This window comes from Flagellimonas hadalis (genome assembly GCF_007785775.2).
GTDB lineage: Bacteria > Bacteroidota > Bacteroidia > Flavobacteriales > Flavobacteriaceae > Flagellimonas > Flagellimonas hadalis.
This window is the reverse complement of sequence record NZ_VNIK02000009.1, coordinates 110,787-128,373: the sequence shown is the minus strand read 5'-3', so window position 1 is coordinate 128,373 and position 17,587 is coordinate 110,787. Positions and strand designations below refer to the sequence as shown.

Annotated in this window: 22 protein-coding genes and 5 tRNA genes; 4 read left to right on the top strand and 23 right to left on the bottom strand. The window is 45.0% G+C overall.

The features are described 5' to 3' along the window. Positions 1-113: 113 nt before the first annotated feature. The 23 genes from rplL to FOT42_RS13485 form a co-directional block, all read right to left on the bottom strand. Positions 114-494 (bottom strand): 50S ribosomal protein L7/L12, encoded by a 381-nt coding sequence (rplL, locus tag FOT42_RS13595; RefSeq protein WP_072879628.1) that lies wholly within the window; start codon positions 492-494, stop codon positions 114-116. Positions 495-547: 53 nt separating this feature from the next. Beyond that, entirely contained in the window at positions 548-1,063 is a 516-nt protein-coding gene (rplJ, locus tag FOT42_RS13590) for a 50S ribosomal protein L10 (RefSeq protein WP_119618004.1), read from the bottom strand. A 27-nt stretch (positions 1,064-1,090) separates the two neighbouring features. After that, positions 1,091-1,780: a 50S ribosomal protein L1 gene (gene rplA, locus FOT42_RS13585; RefSeq protein WP_151891082.1), complete on the bottom strand. Its 690-nt coding sequence runs from the start codon at positions 1,778-1,780 to the stop codon at positions 1,091-1,093. Positions 1,781-1,800: 20 nt separating this feature from the next. Then, positions 1,801-2,238 (bottom strand): 50S ribosomal protein L11, encoded by a 438-nt coding sequence (gene rplK, locus FOT42_RS13580; RefSeq protein ID WP_072879621.1) that lies wholly within the window; start codon positions 2,236-2,238, stop codon positions 1,801-1,803. Between the two features lie 68 nt (positions 2,239-2,306). Then, positions 2,307-2,858, bottom strand: a complete 552-nt coding sequence (gene nusG / locus FOT42_RS13575; RefSeq protein ID WP_108424154.1) for a transcription termination/antitermination protein NusG — start codon at positions 2,856-2,858, stop codon at positions 2,307-2,309. Between the two features lie 8 nt (positions 2,859-2,866). After that, positions 2,867-3,055: a preprotein translocase subunit SecE gene (gene secE, locus FOT42_RS13570; protein ID WP_151891081.1), complete on the bottom strand. Its 189-nt coding sequence runs from the start codon at positions 3,053-3,055 to the stop codon at positions 2,867-2,869. Between the two features lie 91 nt (positions 3,056-3,146). Beyond that, positions 3,147-3,219, bottom strand: a tRNA-Trp gene (locus tag FOT42_RS13565). A gap of 67 nt (positions 3,220-3,286) precedes the next feature. Further along, a complete protein-coding gene (gene tuf, locus FOT42_RS13560; RefSeq protein WP_072879615.1) occupies positions 3,287-4,474 on the bottom strand; it encodes an elongation factor Tu in 1,188 nt (395 codons plus the stop codon). A gap of 48 nt (positions 4,475-4,522) precedes the next feature. Beyond that, positions 4,523-4,594 (bottom strand) — tRNA-Thr (locus FOT42_RS13555). An 89-nt stretch (positions 4,595-4,683) separates the two neighbouring features. Further along, positions 4,684-4,756: transfer RNA gene (locus tag FOT42_RS13550), tRNA-Gly, on the bottom strand. Between the two features lie 80 nt (positions 4,757-4,836). After that, positions 4,837-4,919 (bottom strand) — tRNA-Tyr (locus tag FOT42_RS13545). A 23-nt stretch (positions 4,920-4,942) separates the two neighbouring features. After that, positions 4,943-5,016, bottom strand: a tRNA-Thr gene (locus FOT42_RS13540). Between the two features lie 102 nt (positions 5,017-5,118). After that, on the bottom strand, positions 5,119-5,421 hold the full coding sequence (gene hpf, locus FOT42_RS13535; protein ID WP_151891080.1) for a ribosome hibernation-promoting factor, HPF/YfiA family: 303 nt from the start codon (positions 5,419-5,421) through the stop codon (positions 5,119-5,121). A 56-nt stretch (positions 5,422-5,477) separates the two neighbouring features. Then, on the bottom strand, positions 5,478-6,368 hold the full coding sequence (locus tag FOT42_RS13530; protein ID WP_151891079.1) for a tyrosine-type recombinase/integrase: 891 nt from the start codon (positions 6,366-6,368) through the stop codon (positions 5,478-5,480). A 97-nt stretch (positions 6,369-6,465) separates the two neighbouring features. Further along, complete coding sequence (rpsU, locus tag FOT42_RS13525; protein WP_072879609.1) at positions 6,466-6,660, bottom strand: 30S ribosomal protein S21; 195 nt, start codon at positions 6,658-6,660, stop codon at positions 6,466-6,468. A 69-nt stretch (positions 6,661-6,729) separates the two neighbouring features. Next, positions 6,730-7,869, bottom strand: a complete 1,140-nt coding sequence (locus FOT42_RS13520) for an acyl-CoA dehydrogenase family protein (protein ID WP_151891092.1) — start codon at positions 7,867-7,869, stop codon at positions 6,730-6,732. 34 nt (positions 7,870-7,903) lie between these two features. Further along, positions 7,904-8,758: a ComEA family DNA-binding protein gene (locus FOT42_RS13515; RefSeq protein WP_151891078.1), complete on the bottom strand. Its 855-nt coding sequence runs from the start codon at positions 8,756-8,758 to the stop codon at positions 7,904-7,906. Positions 8,759-8,777: 19 nt separating this feature from the next. Then, positions 8,778-10,841, bottom strand: a complete 2,064-nt coding sequence (locus FOT42_RS13510; protein WP_151891077.1) for an amino acid carrier protein — start codon at positions 10,839-10,841, stop codon at positions 8,778-8,780. Between the two features lie 163 nt (positions 10,842-11,004). Then, positions 11,005-11,232 carry a PspC domain-containing protein gene (locus tag FOT42_RS13505; RefSeq protein ID WP_108424160.1) on the bottom strand — a complete coding sequence of 76 codons (228 nt, stop codon included), beginning with the start codon at positions 11,230-11,232 and terminating at the stop codon, positions 11,005-11,007. 8 nt (positions 11,233-11,240) lie between these two features. After that, positions 11,241-12,521, bottom strand: a complete 1,281-nt coding sequence (locus FOT42_RS13500) for a DUF2851 family protein (protein ID WP_151891076.1) — start codon at positions 12,519-12,521, stop codon at positions 11,241-11,243. A 21-nt stretch (positions 12,522-12,542) separates the two neighbouring features. Then, a complete protein-coding gene (locus tag FOT42_RS13495) occupies positions 12,543-12,854 on the bottom strand; it encodes a rhodanese-like domain-containing protein (protein ID WP_072879598.1) in 312 nt (103 codons plus the stop codon). Positions 12,855-12,937: 83 nt separating this feature from the next. After that, the gene (locus tag FOT42_RS13490) at positions 12,938-13,561 is read right to left on the bottom strand and encodes a thioredoxin family protein (protein ID WP_151891075.1); all 624 of its coding nucleotides are present in this window, start codon (positions 13,559-13,561) and stop codon (positions 12,938-12,940) included. An 8-nt stretch (positions 13,562-13,569) separates the two neighbouring features. Beyond that, positions 13,570-14,112 carry a TlpA disulfide reductase family protein gene (locus FOT42_RS13485; RefSeq protein ID WP_151891074.1) on the bottom strand — a complete coding sequence of 181 codons (543 nt, stop codon included), beginning with the start codon at positions 14,110-14,112 and terminating at the stop codon, positions 13,570-13,572. 134 nt (positions 14,113-14,246) lie between these two features. Here FOT42_RS13485 and FOT42_RS13480 point away from each other — a divergent pair, with 134 nt between their 5' ends. From FOT42_RS13480 to FOT42_RS13465, 4 genes are all read left to right on the top strand, one after another. Beyond that, entirely contained in the window at positions 14,247-14,693 is a 447-nt protein-coding gene (locus tag FOT42_RS13480; protein ID WP_151891073.1) for a MarR family winged helix-turn-helix transcriptional regulator, read from the top strand. A gap of 9 nt (positions 14,694-14,702) precedes the next feature. Then, complete coding sequence (locus FOT42_RS13475) at positions 14,703-15,335, top strand: NAD(P)H-dependent oxidoreductase (protein WP_151891072.1); 633 nt, start codon at positions 14,703-14,705, stop codon at positions 15,333-15,335. A 37-nt stretch (positions 15,336-15,372) separates the two neighbouring features. Continuing rightward, a complete protein-coding gene (locus FOT42_RS13470) occupies positions 15,373-15,945 on the top strand; it encodes a YceI family protein (RefSeq protein WP_151891071.1) in 573 nt (190 codons plus the stop codon). A gap of 243 nt (positions 15,946-16,188) precedes the next feature. Continuing rightward, complete coding sequence (locus tag FOT42_RS13465; protein ID WP_151891070.1) at positions 16,189-17,586, top strand: anthranilate synthase component I family protein; 1,398 nt, start codon at positions 16,189-16,191, stop codon at positions 17,584-17,586. The last annotated feature ends 1 nt before the right edge of the window (position 17,587 follow it).

Genomic DNA, 17,587 nt, shown 5'->3' with positions numbered 1-17,587 from the left:
GAACGTGAATACTATGTGGGTCGGTGTACGGCTTTATACACTCCTTATTAAAATAGGCTAAGGTCTAACCAAAAAATGGAAAGACCTTAACCAAACTTATATGGGAAAAGCTATTATTTAAGCTCAACTTCTGCTCCTGCTTCTTCCAATGATTTTTTGATGCCTTCGGCTTCGTCTTTAGAAATTCCTTCCTTAACAGCTTTAGGTGCGCTGTCAACGATGTCCTTAGCTTCTTTCAATCCAAGACCAGTCAGTTCCTTGACCAATTTAACCACTGCCAATTTAGAGGCACCGGCTGCCTTAAGGATCACATCAAATTCGGTTTTTTCCTCAGCGGCTTCAGCATCACCACCAGCGGCACCGCCAGCAGCAACAGCTACTGCAGCAGCAGCAGGCTCGATACCGTATTCGTTCTTAAGGATGTCGGCCAATTCATTTACCTCTTTTACGGTAAGGTTTACCAACTGTTCTGCAAAATCTTTTAAATCTGCCATTTTTCTATCGTTTAATGAAATTTTAAAAATATACTTAGTTTATTGTGCGCGAATTATTTCTCAGATAATGTCTTGAGGATTCCAGCCAGTTTGCCACCACCGGACTTAAGTCCAGAGATAACGTTCTTGGCAGGGGACTGCAACAATCCGATGATATCCCCGATGACCTCTTCTTTGGACTTGATGTTCACAAGTGCCTCGAGGTTCTCGTCTCCAACGTAGATCGCTTCAGCTATAAAAGCTCCTTTCAACAAAGGTTTATCTGATTTCTTTCTAAAGTCCTTGATAAGTTTCGCAGGTGCGTTCCCTGTTTCGGACAACATCAAAGAGGTATTGCCCTTCAATACTGTGGGAAGTTCACCAAATTCCTTATCGGAGGCTTCCATTGCTTTTGCAAGCAAGGTGTTCTTGACCACCGCGAGTTTAATGTTCGCCTTGAAACATGCCCTTCTTAAGTTGGAAGTGGCAACAGCGTCCAATCCGGAGATATCCGCCAAATAAATATTAGCGGCCTCGGCCAACTGTGCAGTCAAATCTTCTATTACGATTGCTTTTTCTTCTCTTGTCATAGTTAAAATATTGAACTACCAGTTAAATTAAACTGCTTTGGGATCCAATTGAACACTGGGACTCATGGTACTGGACAAGTAGATGCTCTTCATGTACACTCCTTTTGCTGCGGAAGGCTTCAGTTTCACCAAAGTATCGATCAATTCCTTGGCGTTTCCTGCAATCTTGTCCGCAGAGAACGAAGCTTTACCGATAGCGGCATGTACAATTCCAGTTTTGTCCACTTTAAAGTCAATTTTACCGGCCTTCACATCGGATACGGCTTTTCCGACCTCCATGGTCACGGTTCCGGTCTTTGGATTGGGCATCAATCCCCTAGGTCCCAATACGCGACCCAATGGACCCAATTTGCCCATAACGCTTGGCATGGTGATGATCACATCAACATCGGTCCAACCGCCTTTGATCTTATCCAAATAATCGTCCAACCCTACAAAGTCAGCTCCAGCTTCTTTAGCTTCTGCTTCTTTATCCGGGGTCACCAATGCCAAAACTTTTACGTCCTTACCAGTTCCGTGTGGAAGGGTAACCACGCCACGCACCATTTGGTTTGCTTTTCGTGGATCTACACCCAAACGAACTGCAATATCAATGGAAGCGTCAAATTTTACATTGGTTATTTCTTTTACCAAAGCTGATGCCTCTTCCAATGAATAGAGTTTGTTCTTCTCTATCTTGGCTTGGGCCTCTTTCTGCTTTTTCGTCAATCTTGCCATTTATAAATTGCTTTGAGATTTTAAAAAGGTTTGGTGCCCGATACTTTTAGGCCCATTGATCTGGCAGTACCTGCTACCATGCTCATTGCAGATTCGATAGTGAATGCGTTCAAATCCACCATTTTGTCTTCTGCAATGGTCTTCACTTGGTCCCATGATACGGTACCGTTCTTGACCCTGTTAGGTTCGCCCGATCCTTTTTTAATCTTAGCTGCTTCCATCAATTGAACTGCCGCAGGTGGTGTTTTTACGACAAACTCGAAAGATTTGTCCATATAGACGGTGATAACAACAGGCAATACCTTGCCCTGTTTGTCCTGCGTACGAGCATTGAACTGCTTGCAGAACTCCATGATGTTAACACCGGCAGCACCTAAGGCGGGTCCAACCGGTGGCGACGGATTCGCAGCACCTCCCCTAACTTGTAATTTAACTACCTTACTTACTTCTTTTGCCATTGTTTCTAATTAAATTCAAAGTTGTGTCAATTGGAAGCAACACAGCTTTATCTATGTAACAGCTCTTGTTATACTTTTTCAACTTGCATATAGCTGAGCTCCAATGGTGTCTTTCTTCCGAAAATCTTTACCATCACTTCCAGCTTACGCTTTTCTTCATTGATTTTTTCAACGGTCCCATTGAACCCATTGAAAGGTCCATCAATAACCTTCACCGTTTCACCCAGCACAAATGGAATGGATACGTTGTCCGTGTTGACGGCCAACTCGTCCACTTTCCCCAGCATACGGTTCACCTCTGATTTCCGCAAAGGCACGGGATCTCCTCCCTTGGTTTCTCCCAAAAAGCCGATCACATTGGTAATGGAACGGATAATGTGCACCATTTCACCACCCAAATTGGCCTTTATCATGATATAACCTGGAAAGTAAACCCTTTCCTTGTTGATCTTCTTTCCGTTTCTGATCTGTACGACTTTTTCGGTAGGTACGAGAACTTCTTCAAGGTAATCGCCAAAACCGTTTCGTTCAACCTCTGTTTCAATATAGCCCTTGATCTTGTTTTCCTGACCACTGACCGCTCTTACCACATACCATTTTTTCTCCAGAACCTCAGACATACCGATCGTTATCCTATTAATTTTTCAAAATACAATCTGATCAACTTACTGAACAGGGAATCCACTCCCCAAGTGGCCAATGCGAACAAGATTGAAAAAACTGCCACGATGACCATTAGGTTGGAGGCCTTACCTTTTTCCAACCAAGTAACATTGTTCTTTAGCTCTTCGAAAGATTCTTTTATGTAAGTGATCATAATCTTCTTTGAATTAACTTGCATGTTTCAGCTCTGTGCTCAACACAGGCCTCAGAGAGGTTTTAATCCCGTCATCATGCTTTTACCTTTGCACGGGAGGAGAGACTCGAACTCCCGACACCTGGTTTTGGAGACCAGTGCTCTACCAACTGAGCTACACCCGTTTATATTTACACTGAAAGGTATCCCGATAGCTCAGGACACCCTTTAGTGCAATACTTTTATATATGATTAATCTAGAATCTCAGTAACCTGACCAGCACCTACTGTTCTACCACCCTCACGGATAGCGAAACGTAGACCCACGTTCAACGCGATAGGCTGGATCAAATCAACAGTGATTGTCAAGTTGTCACCAGGCATAACCATTTCAACTCCATCAGGAAGGTTGATGTTTCCTGTTACGTCAGTTGTACGAACGTAGAACTGAGGACGGTAGTTGTTGTGGAATGGAGTGTGACGACCACCTTCTTCTTTCTTGAGGATATAGACCTCAGCTTTGAATTTGGCGTGTGGCTTAACGGAACCTGGCTTACAGATTACCATACCTCTTTTGATATCGGATTTTTCGATACCTCTCAAAAGAAGACCAACGTTGTCACCAGCTTCACCCCTGTCCAAAATCTTACGGAACATCTCAACACCAGTGATAGTGGAAGTCAATTTCTCAGCACCCATACCGATGATCTCTACAGGGTCACCTGTGTTGGCAACACCAGTTTCGATACGACCTGTTGCAACAGTACCACGACCTGTGATAGTGAACACATCTTCGATAGGCATCAAGAAAGGCTTATCAACATCCCTTTCAGGAAGTTCGATCCAGCTGTCAACAGCATCCATCAACTGCATTACAGTGTCAACCCATTTTTGCTCACCGTTCAAGGCACCAAGTGCAGAACCAGCGATAACGGGACCGTTGTCACCATCGTACTCGTAGAAAGAAAGCAATTCCCTTACTTCCATCTCAACAAGCTCCAAAAGCTCCTCATCATCCACCATGTCAACTTTGTTCAAGAAAACAACGATACGTGGAATACCTACCTGACGACCCAAAAGGATGTGCTCACGAGTTTGCGGCATAGGACCATCAGTTGCAGCAACAACCAAGATGGCGCCGTCCATCTGAGCAGCACCGGTAACCATGTTCTTTACGTAATCCGCGTGACCAGGACAGTCAACGTGGGCGTAGTGACGGTTAGCAGTTTGATACTCAACGTGTGAAGTATTGATAGTAATACCTCTTTCTTTCTCCTCTGGCGCATTGTCGATGGAGTCAAAGCTTCTCATCTCAGAAAGACCTGCGTTCGCCAATACGGTTGTAATAGCGGCAGTCAATGTAGTTTTACCGTGATCCACGTGTCCAATGGTACCAATATTTAAGTGGGGTTTGGAACGATCGAAAGTTTCCTTTGCCATTTTAAAATAATTTAATTCTTAGTTTATATTAGTGTACAAATCGTTTTGAGCCAATGAGGGGATTTGAACCCCTGACCTCTTCCTTACCAAGGAAACGCTCTACCCCTGAGCTACACCGGCCTATGGGTTAATCAGGTTTAGAGTTTAAAGTCACAAGCAAGCTCGCAAAAACTTCAACCTTCTTCTTGAAACCAAAGTTTCAGATCTAGAGCGGGAGACCGGGTTCGAACCGGCGACATTCAGCTTGGAAGGCTGACGCTCTACCAACTGAGCTACTCCCGCATTTTTTTTGGGGCCTGAACCCCAGATAATCATAATTTCAAAAAACTTCCACTCTTTAAATTACCGTTGGGCAATTTTCGTGGGGAGAGCAGGATTCGAACCTGCGAAGGTGAAAACCAACAGATTTACAGTCTGTCCTCGTTGGCCGCTTGAGTATCTCCCCGCCTTATTTTTCAGTACTTTACGAGCCGATAGAGGGACTCGAACCCACGACCCCGAGATTACAAATCACGTGCTCTAGCCAACTGAGCTATATCGGCATTTTGAACCCCTTTCGGTCACAAAAAAAGTCCGCTATTTCTAACGGACTGCAAATGTAGAGATATTTTCTTTTAATCAAAATAAAATTTCAAAAATTTTGATCAGGCCTTGGCCCTTAATTTCTCCTTTCGTTTGACCAATTGTCTTTCCAATGAACTACAGGCCGAATCCACCGCTTCCTCAAAGGACTTGCACTGTTTTTTTACCATAAATTTATCCCTGGGCACGGAGACCATGATTTCCACTATTTTGTTCTCCTTTGCACTCGTGTTGTCCACTTTCAAAAAAACTTCCGAATCAATGACCCTGTCATAGAACAATTCCATCTTATCCATTCTTTTCTGGATAAAGTCGATGAGCTTACCATCAGCTACAAAATTTACCGATTGTGCGTTTACCTTCATAGGACTTAGTTTTTAGTACTGCCAGCGGCAGCGGTGTTAAACAATACAAGAAAGGTCTATTTCTTGTTTCTGGGATGGGCCTTTTGATGAACTTTCTTCAGTTCGGCAATGCTGTTGTGTGTGTACACCTGCGTGGATGCCAAACTTGAATGGCCCAATAATTCCTTGACCGAATTCAAATCAGCCCCCCTGTTCAGCATGTGTGTTGCAAAGGTATGCCGCAGTATGTGCGGGCTCTTTTTTACCTTGGGGGACACTAAACTAAAATACTTATTTATGACTCGATAAACAAGTGTTTCGTAAATTTTAAGACCATTTTCTGTTAAAAAAAGATAAAGTGATCCAGCCCCGTTTTCCACCTCGGAACGCCGCGCCAAATAGTCCTTTATGAGCTCTACGGATGAAGGCAAAAGAGGCAATATCCGCTCCTTGTTCCTCTTGCCCAACACTTTTAGGGTACCCCTGTTCAGGTCCACATCGTTTATCTTAAGATTGACCATTTCCGCTCTTCGCATCCCAGAGGCATATAGAAGCTCTATGATCAGTTTGTCCCGCATGCCTTCAAAATTGTCCGGGAAGGGTATTTCGGAAAGGATGGTGTCCATTTCACGCTCGGAGAACGGCACCTCCACCTTCTTCTCGGTCTTGAGCGCCCGGTGCTTCACCAAAGGTGAAACGGCAATCTGCCCCACCTTCATCAAAAATTTGTAGTAAGCCTGCAGGGATGAAATTTTTCTGTTGATGCTCCTATTGGACATCCCGCTATCGGATAGGGAAACGATCCAGTTACGGATCAGGGAGTAACCAACATCGGTAATGGAAGATGTATCGTGGTGTTCCTCACAAAAGGTGGAAAACTCCCCAATATCCCGCTCGTAGGCCTTTATGGTATGGGGCGAGTAGTTCTTCTCCAGTTTGAGATATGCTATGAAAGCAGATACGGACATATCCCAAAAATAGCGAAATCCCAATCGCCCAGTGTATAAAACAAAAAAATCCCGTTCCAATGATGGAACGGGATGGTATATATTGTTCAGCTGAACCCTATACTTCTTCTTGGTCCCTAAGACCTTGAATATACTGCGCTTTCTGAATTTGAGCTCTACGCTCTACAGAAGGCTTGGTGAACTGCTGCCTGCTTCGCAACTGGCGCATGGTTCCCGTTTTGTCAAACTTTCGCTTGAAACGCTTCAGGGCTCTATCGATGTTCTCTCCTTCTTTAACTGGTATTATCAACATGGGCTACAACCTCCTTTCTTTTAGAATTTTGGAGTGCAAATATACATTTATTAATTTTTTCCGTGCAAATTACTTGAGAATATTTCTTGAGATCACCAATTTTTGGATCTCGGTGGTCCCCTCACCTATGGTGCACAGTTTTGAATCGCGGTAAAACTTTTCAACGGGAAAGTCTTTGGTGTATCCGTATCCTCCATGGATCTGAACAGCCTCACTGGCCACTTTCACACAAACTTCCGAAGCATACATTTTGGACATGGCGCTCAATTTGGTCATGGGCCTTCCCTCGTTCTTAAGGAAAGCGGCCTTGTGCAACAGTAGCTCCGATGCCTCTATTTCTGTGGCCATATCCGCCAATTTGAAGGAAATACCTTGGAACTCACATATCGGCTTTCCAAACTGCACCCGTTCCTTGGAATATTTCAAGGCGGCTTCGTATGCTCCTTTGGCAATGCCCAGCGAAAGGGCCCCTATGGAAATCCTGCCGCCGTCCAATACTTTCATGGACTGTACAAAGCCATCGCCCACTTCGCCCAAACGGTTGGCATCGGGAATCCTACAGTCGGAAAAGATAAGTTCTGCTGTTTCACTGGCCCTCATGCCCAGTTTGTTTTCTTTTTTACCACTCGTGAAGCCGGGAGTTCCTTTTTCAACAACAAAGGCGGTCATGCCATGACTATCCCCCTTCTCCCCTGTTCTGGCAATCACAACGGCGATATCCCCGCTCTTGCCATGGGTAATGAAGTTTTTGGCACCGTTCAGCACCCAATCATCCCCATCCTTCACTGCAGTGGTATTCATTCCTCCAGCATCCGACCCCGTGTTGTGCTCGGTAAGCCCCCAAGCACCAATCCATTCGGCACTGGCCAATTTTGGTATCCAACGGTGTTTTTGTTCTTCGTTGCCAAACGACAGGATATGGTTGGTGCAAAGCGAATTGTGTGCCGCCACGGAAAGTCCAATGGAGGGGTCCACTTTGGAGATTTCCTCCAAAATGGCGATATATTCATGATAGCCCAACCCAGAACCTCCCAGTTCCTCTGGTACCAAAATTCCCATAAATCCAAACTCACCTGCTTTTTTGAAGACTTCTACGGGAAAGGTCTGTGCCTCGTCCCATTCCATCACATGGGGAAAAATGTATTGCTGGGCAAAATCCCGAGCAGATTCAGCTACCATTTTTTGGGTCTCTGAATAATCAAAGTTCATCATGGACATAGTTTCCGTAACCATTCGTGCAATTTTATAGGGTCAAATATAGCTTAATTCTATCAATCCTTTCCTTTGGAAAGGTCTTAACGTTCACTAATTCGTCCAATGCTGAAAAGGCCCCATTGGCTTCCCTATGTGATACAATTTCCCTTGCCAGGTCACGATTGATGTACAGCAAAGCTGAAAGTTCCTGTATTGAAGCTATGTTGATATTGATTTTTGTAATGTTGGGTTGATGGAGCACCTGAAAACGGGCCAACGCCCTTTTTACGACATCCGGGTCCAGCCCGTACACATCATAGAGCTGCTCGTTCACTAAAAACCCGCCGAGCTTGTCCCTAAAGTTGATGATCCTGTCCGATAGCTTCTCCCCGATACCGTTCACCCGCATCAACTCTTCCTTGGTGGCAAGGTTCAGATCCTTGGGAACAACTACTTTCTCCTTTGGGATAAATGGGACAGATGGTTTTATAGTTTCCCTTTGTCTCCATTCAGGAAACTTGAAATACGGGGAGATGGCTTCCAGAAGGGAATCTGAAATCTGGGTCACTTCCTGAAAATCTTCTGCGGAATTCACATACTTTCCCTGTTTCCGAAAAGCAAACAATCGGTCCAGTTCGTCCGTGGACAACCCAAGAACATATCCCTTGTAATCACTAATATAGTTGGGGTTGAAGGGAAGCAGTCTCAAAGAATCGCTTAGAACAACATTTCTCAAACTGTCCAATTGGGCCAAGGCCAAGACATCCTCGTTAAATTTTGGGCTGCCACCAAAAGGTTTTGACTTAACAAAAAAATAAACTCCCTGTAGCAGTGCCACAAGAAGCAATAAAAAGAAAATCCCACTCCGTTCCTGTTTGTTGAACTTAAAGTGGGATAGTCTCATGATTATTTCAAGCCAATGCTTAGCCTTTCAATTTTTTGAAAAGCTGGTTGGACTTCAATTTCAGCAAATAACCGTCCAGATCTTTTTTCACCTCACCGGACATGATGTACAATCCTATGATGTTCGGGAAGGACATGGCCAATATCATCATATCGGAGAAATCCAATACCGCCCCCAAACTTACGGAAGCACCCACTACCACAAACACCAAGAACAACATTTTATAGATCATTTCGGAACGCTTGCTCTTGCCGAACAGATACGTCCAAGCCCTCATTCCGTAGTAAGACCAAGAAATCATGGTGGAGAAGGCAAAAAGGAACACTGCCAAGGCCAATATGTAAGGGAACCAAGAAATCTGGCTTCCGAAGGCATCTGATGTCAACTGGGCACCAGCCATACCTTCAACTTCGTGCATACCGGTAAAGATCAATACCAATGCCGTTAGCGTACAGACCACCACCGTGTCTATAAACGGCTCCAACAAGGCCACAAAACCTTCGGATGGTGGATTGTTCGTTTTGGCCGTACTGTGGGCAATGGCCGCTGAACCGACCCCTGCCTCATTGGAAAAGGCGGCTCGTTGGAAACCAATGACCAATACCCCCAGGATTCCACCTTTTAGTGCCGAAGGACTGAAGGCCCCATCAAAAATGGCGGAAAAGGCCGGGCCAATATTCTGTATGTTCATGATGATGACGGCAAGGGCCGCCACAATGTATATCGATGCCATGATGGGCACTATCTTACCTGTTACTTTGGCAATACTGCTGATCCCGCCGATGATGACCACTCCGACCAAAATTGCGGTAATGACACCAAACCAGAATCCGTTGCCTGCCAAAACGGGGAACTGCCCTGCCAATTGCTCAAAGGATTGGTTGGCCTGGAACATGTTACCTCCTCCAAAGGAGGCACCGATGGCCAGTACGGCAAAAACACCTGCCAACACCTTTCCAAAGCCTTTCATGTTTCTTTTTTCGAGACCGTAGCGCAAATAATTCATCGGGCCACCGAACACACGGCCATCAGGCAATATGTCACGGTATTTGACCCCGAGGGTACACTCCACAAACTTGGAGGACATACCCAACAATCCACAAACGATCATCCAGAAAGTGGCCCCTGCACCCCCTAGGGATACTGCCACGGCAACTCCTGCGATGTTTCCAAGGCCCACGGTACCGGAAACGGCAGTGGCCAAAGCTTGGAAGTGGGTCACTTGCCCAGGTGCATCCGGGTCATCATATTTTCCTTTGGCCAAATCAATGGAGTGCCTAAATCCACGAATGTTGATAAAGCCCATACGGATGGTGAAGAACAACGCTCCAAGTACCAACCATATCACGATAAACGGGATACCTTTTATAATGGAATCTCCATTGGGGTGGACCATGGCGATTGGCTCATCATACTCCACTTCCGCAAAGTAGTGCGCGCCCTGTTCGATGACGTGCTCTTGGTTCTCGGAATTGTATATCACCTTTCCTTCCTTCACTTTGTGACGGAGTCTTCCTTTTGCTGTGGCCTTAATGGTGATGTCCCCGTTCTTGTCACTGGTAATGATGGCAATATCGTCCCCGACCGCAACATTTTGTCCATCGGCCTTCAGCCATTGCTTCATCACAAACTTGTCCTGGGTCTCGTTGCTCCAATCGGGCACCCCTATCAGCTTCACATCTGCATATGCCACGGGATCATAGATTCCGATGGCCGCAAAAGGGTCCCAAAAAAGAACAGACCCCAAAGCGCTTACTGCCGGGGTCATGGTTCCATTAAAAATTTCGGTGATCGATTCTGTCTTGATCTCAAATTCCTTTGTCACGGAATTTCCGGCCGCATCGGTCACCACAACACTATAGGGTATGCCTTCCACAAGACCCTGTGCCCTTTTTGAGGTCAGCGGCGTACTTTGGTTGCTCCATTTATAGGTATAAGGCTCAACCCCTCCGCTCACTTCAAGCTCTAAGGCACCGTCATTGATGTTCTTGGAAACATTGTAGGTCTTGCCCTCAACGGTCAATTCCTGTGAAAAGCCCAAAGTCAGGGCAAAAAAAGACATTAGAGTAAGAAAATACTTCATATGTTGGTATTAGTTAGTTTTTGGTATGGTAAAGGCAGCAATATCCAAAAAAAAATCAACGCTATCAAATTTTATGTTTTTTTAACTATGGTATGCGGAATTTTTTGTAGCGGCAATAAAACACCCTTATATTTTTCAGCCCTTAGCTTGATGAGCACGACCATCATAGATCAAAAACAGAAGTCCGCTTTGTGTAGACCAAATCCTTGATGCGGAGCCAGAAGGCGATGAAAAGATAGAGCGCAAAACCAAAACCCAAGGTCACAAAGGTCAGATAGATGAAACTGGTGCGCACCACCCTGGCACGGATTCCCAACCGTTCGGCTATGCGCCTACATACCTCAAAGCCCCTTTTCTGGAAATAATATAGGGTATTATAGAACAAAGACATGCTCAAAATTAGGTATTTCTGTTCAATAATTGGGTGCCCAAACGGCACTGCAGGCATTTATTCTTGGCACAGTAATTTGTGTACAGTTCCAATTGGGCCTGGCTTTCCAAAGCATTCTTGGCTTTTGCTCCAAGTCTTTCAAAATTTGCAATGATGGAATTGCTTTCCTTTTCCACTTCAGCCATGAGGGCGATTAGTTCTTCGTTCCAATCTTTCCCCAAATGTTTGGCATAGCAAAATTTTAACGGCACCAAGGTGTTGATGACCAAGAGGTCGATGAATTTTCTCGAAAGCTTCTTTGCACTTTTCCGGGATGTCTTACCAAAGGTAAAATGATCATGCCAATACGGGCTGGCCCCCACATCAAAAATGCGATGGACATCCTTCAAGGAAAGGCTGGCCATCAGCTCCGAGAATATGCCCTGCCTGCCATGATACAGATTGGCCAATTGCGAAACACGAAGGGTGGGAAAATTGTGTGGCCGGAGACCAAAGAATTCAGGTTTCCCAGTACGAATGGACAAATCGTATTTTCTGGAGAGGTAATCGTACTCCTTTTGGAGGTGCAGATAATATCCATCCGTACAATCCCTTTCGTCCAGAAGTCCAAAGTGGCCAAACAAGAGGCTTTCCAACTGAAAAGGTTCGTTGCTGGTCTTTCTGACAATGGAAAAATCCAATTGCTGTGCCCGCTCCAAGAAGAAGGTCCCGTTCACCTTGGACCCAAAATTTTTGGCCAACAATATGAACAAGACCGCTTCCCAATTGTTGTTCGACCTTTTCAACAGGTCGAGTATGAGTTCGGATTTGTGCTCCAACCGTTCGATGTACAATCGGTGCAGCCAGCTTTCCACTAAAAAAGGGTCGATGGCGCCAAAATCCTTTTCACAATTGATGAAGCCGGGCTTGGAGTTTTCCATAAGTTCCCTGTAAGCCATCAGAAGTTGTTCCGGTACATAACGGCTCAGCTCCAAGGCGGGAATCTGGGAACCGTCCCTCCTAAAAACAGCAACGTCACCTTCCCAAACTACGTGGAGGATGACGCTGTCATAATTTTCATCTGTCTCGTGGTGGTGCGCATACCAATCGGATGACTTGATATGCATTTCCACATTGCCTGCCCAAAGCTGGCCATTGATTTCCACTTGGGCATTGAAAAAGTCGGGGCCTGCGTAGGGATTCTGGGTTCCTGCGGACTTAATGGCCACATTCCCGTTTTCCCCAGCGCATAGTCCATGCTTTGGAAGCTTGTTGTGCCTCCAAATAAAATGTAGTAGGTCTTCTCGCATCGATTTGGGATGAATGGAGGTCTACTCTGCCACTTCGCCTTCCCAGTTCATAAAGCCGCCTTCCAAGTTATATGCATTTTCTATTCCTATACTGTTCATGATGGCACAGGCCTGCCCACTTCGGTTGCCCGATCTGCAGTACACATAATAGTTTTTGGATTTGTCCAGTTTTTCCAGTTCGTCCAGAAACTCCTGCCCCAAATAGATATCGATATTGGTGGCTCCGGGGATATACCCTTCTTCCACTTCCTCGGGGGTACGCACATCCAATATGAAGGCGTTGTCGTCATTTTCGAGCTGCTCCGCCCATTCCTCTTGTGATAGATCTGACATAGTATTCTGTTTTTATCTCTGCAAAAATAAAAATCCGGAGCGTTACTCCGGATTTCCATGTGTTTTATTTTAGAACAGCCTCTCTACTTGATACCACACCCAATGGCCTTGGTGGTATTGGGATTGATTTCTTTTCCCGCCAATAGGGCGTCCACTGCGTTTTCCACAAATTTCTCATCCACTTGCGATGCATCTTGGTAATTGTCATCAATAGCACCGATGTAGCGCACCACATTTCCTGTTTGTGTTTTTTCCAACAAGAATACGTGAGGGGTTTTGGTGGCCCCGTATTGCGGATATACTTTTTGTCCCTCATCATGAAGATAGGGGTAGGTAAATCCCTTTTCCTTGGCTCTTTCCTGCATTTCGGCAAAACCATCCCCCGATTTCGTATTTGGGTTGATGGCAATCACAGGCACACCTTTGGACTTGTATTTCTTGTCCAGAGCGATAATACGATCTTCATAGGCCTTCGCATACGGACAGGTATTGCAAGTGAAAATGACCAAAAATCCCTTGGCGTTGGCATAGTCGGACAAAGACACCATCTTGCCATCCACATTTTTCAGTGAAAAATCCGCAGCAACATCCCCTATTCCATAACCATCGTCCACAATGTGGTCTTTTGCCGCACTGATTCCCATGGCAAACGATGCCCCAAAAATGAGCAGCAATGCGAAAAATCCGAATATCCGTTTTGTTTTCATAGACGTCTTTATTTGATGAATTTGCTCAATGCTTCGTTGAGTTCCTCGTAGGTAAAGCCCTTTTCAAAAAATTGTCGTTTCTCCTTATTATATATTAAGGTAGCGGGAATGCCACCACCCCACTCTTCGTCCACTTTGGGGATCCATTCATTTTGTTTGGGATCGTCCAAGATGACCACTTCCGATTGTATCCTTTTATTTTTCACATAGGGTTCCAATCGCGATTTCCACATATGGGGCATATCCAGACTTACCAAGATCACCTTCACATTATTGTTCTTTTGCTCCTCCCTGATACGTTCAAAATGGGGAAGTTCCTCCAAACAGGGCTTGCACCACGTGGCCCAAAAATTGATGATATAGGTCTGATCATCTTCTTTATGGAGCAGTGGTTCCAGTCCCTCAAAATCATAGGTGGGAAAGGCGACCTTTTCTTCATTTTGGGATTCCACGGCAACTTCTTGGTTGTCAGCCACATCTTTTGGTTTTTTACCATCCCCACATCCCACCATAAGGGCAACCATCAACAAAAAAATCAATAACCTATTCATTTACTGCCATTTACAACCATAAAGTTAACCAATGAGCCATCCCTTTAATTCCTTTTAACAAAATTTTATCTGTTAATTGTTAGGTTGAAATCAAAATATCGACATACATTTGTATATACAAATATTGTTTGTACATGAATGTAGAAGAGATTATAAAGACAAACCAAAAGTTGCCTTTGGAAACCAGGACCATCATCCACATGGCATTGGTCCAGAACAAGAACAACGAAGCATTTGCCAATGCATTGAAACCTTTTGAAATTTCGATGCAGCAGTTCAATGTGCTCCGGATCTTGAGGGGCCAACAGGGCAAGCCGGCCAACTTGTGCACCTTGAACGAACGGATGGTGGCCAAAATGAGCAACACGACCCGCTTGGTGGACAAACTTTTGGCCAAAGGTTTTGTGGACCGTTCGGTCTGCCCATCGAACCGACGAAAAGTGGAGATTGTGATCACCGCATCGGGTCTGGAGTCTCTTTCAAAAATGGACAAAGCCGTTGCTGAAGCGGAAAACGATCTTGTGAAAAATTTCAGCACGGAGGAATTGGAACAATTAAATCACCTATTGGATAAATTTTAAATACATATAATGAACAGCGTAATTGAACATAGAACCTGGCGCTATGCCACCAAAAAATTCGATGCCACCAAAAAAGTGTCGGAACAAGACTTGGAAACCCTTTTGGAAGCGACCCGCTTGAGTGCTTCTTCCTACGGATTGCAGCCCTACCATGTGTTTGTGATCTCCGACCAGGAAGTAAGGGAACAACTGAAACCTGCTTCTTGGGGGCAGTCCCAGATCACCGACGCATCACATTTGATCGTGTTTGCCAATACCAAAGATTTTGGCGAGGAACTGGTGGATGATTATTTGGCCAATGTGAGCGAAACAAGGAACATTCCCTCCGAAGGCCTAAAAGGGTATTCCGATTTTATGAAGTCCAAATTAATGGACCTGCCCGAGGAACTAAAAAACCAATGGACAGCCAAGCAGGCCTACATTGCCTTTGGCAACTTGATGCAGGCCGCTGCCGAACTGAAAATCGACACCTGCCCCATGGAAGGATTTGAGCCCGAAAAGTACAATGAGATCTTGGGACTGGACGAAAAGAACCTCAATGCCGCAGTGGTACTGGCCATTGGATACCGTTCCGAGGAAGATGCCACCCAACATCTTCCCAAAGTGAGAAAATCGAAAGAAGAATTGTTTACCCTTATATAAATCCATAACTATTAAAAACAGAAATTTTAAAACAATCATGAAAAAGACAATCTTAAGTTTGGCCCTGATCACCGTTTTTGGCGCATCTGCCGTTGCAAATCCTATTGAAAAAGAAACCAAAGAAGTAAAGACTTCTGAAAGTAACGTAACCTGGAAGGGCTACAAAGTGGGCGGTTCGCATACCGGAACCATTTCCCTGAAATCAGGTGCCTTGGAATTTGACGGTGAAAAATTGGTAGGTGGTGAATTTGTAGTGGACATGACCAGCATCAACACTACCGACCTGGAAGGTGACTACAAAAACAAATTGGACGGTCACTTGGGCTCTGATGATTTCTTCGGAATTGAAGCCCACCCAACTGCAAAATTGGTGTTCACCAAAGTGAAGTCAAACGGTAAAAACTCGTATGCGGTCACTGGTGACCTTACCATCAAAGGCATTACCAAGCCTGTGACCTTCGATGTATCCGTATATGGAGACAAGGCCACTGCCTCTTTGAAAGTGGACCGAACCAACTATGATGTAAAATACGGCTCTGGGATTATTGGTACCGCCAAGGACAAATTGATCTATGACGAATTTGATTTGGTAGTTGATCTACAGATGTAATCAGCTCCGGTTTAGTGTGTGAAAATCCCGTCCAGGAAATTCTTGGACGGGATTTTTGATTTTAAACAAAACAATGTTTGCCCGTTAAAAATTCATCCCTATATTTGAGGCAATGAAAAACAACATAGCAAATAACTGGTGGTGGAACAACTTACTTCGAAAGTCGTGAGCTAAGTCCCCATTATAACCATACAAGAGGCTTGTCATCACGACAGGCCTTTTTTAATTTATAGCGTTTATACAATGAGTTATACCCTCAAGACACATTACAAAAAAATCTTGGCCGATACCATCACCCCGGTGAGTGTCTATCTCAAGATCAGGGACAAGTTCCCGAGCAGCATTTTGCTGGAAAGTAGCGATTACCATGCCAACGACAACAGCTTCTCGTACATCTGCTGCAATCCCATTGCCTACATCAAAGTGGAGAACGAGACCATCACGCAGCAATTTCCTGATGGTAAAAAAGTGGAAACTGCCATTGACTCTTCTACTGATGTGACCGAGGTCATCCACAACTTTGCCAATCAATTCTCGGTGACCCAAAACGGTTTTAAATTCATCAACAATGGCCTTTTTGGTTACATGGCCTACGATGCGGTCCGGTATTTTGAGGATGTGGAGATTTCAAAAAAAGAGGATTCCGTCAGCATTCCGGACATCTATTATGCAGTGTACCAGAACATTATTGCCATCAACCATTTTAAGAACGAGGCCTATCTGTTCGCACACTGTTATGGTTCGGAAAGCAATGTGGATGAGATAGAGCAACTTTTCAATGTCCGTACCTTTTCTTCCTATAATTTCAATAAGGAAGGGGAGCCAAAATCCAATCTGAAGGACGAAGAATATATGGAGCATGTGGAACTCGCCAAAAAGCATTGTCAGCGAGGCGATGTGTTCCAATTGGTGCTTTCCCGAAGGTTCACCCAAAAGTTCAAGGGGGATGAATTCAATGTGTACCGTGCACTGCGCTCCATCAATCCATCCCCTTACCTATTCTATTTTGATTACGGTAATTTTAAAATATTCGGCAGCTCGCCCGAGGCACAATTGATCGTGAAGGAGGGCAAGGCGGAAATCCATCCCATTGCCGGCACCTATAAACGTACCGGGAATGATGAAAAGGATGCGGAACTTGCCAAAAAATTGGCCCAGGACGACAAGGAAAACAGTGAGCACGTGATGTTGGTGGACCTGGCCCGGAACGACCTCAGCCGAAATGGCAACACCGTGAACGTGGAAACGTACAGAGAGGTGCAATACTTCTCCCACGTGATCCATTTGGTGTCCAAAGTGACCGGACAAAAAAAGAAGGACATCAGTACCATGAAGGTCGTGGCCGATACTTTCCCTGCGGGAACCTTGAGTGGTGCTCCCAAGCACATGGCCATGCAACTCATTGAAAAATATGAAAAAACCAGCCGCTCCTATTACGGTGGTGCCATCGGGTTCATGGATTTTGAGGGCAATTTTAACCACGCCATCATGATCCGGACTTTTTTGAGTAAAAACCACGAACTGCACTACCAAGCAGGGGCCGGGTTGGTGGCCGCATCCAAGGCCGAGGACGAACTACAGGAAACCTATAACAAACTGGGCGCTCTGAACAAGGCCCTTGAAATTGCCGAAACGATCTGAC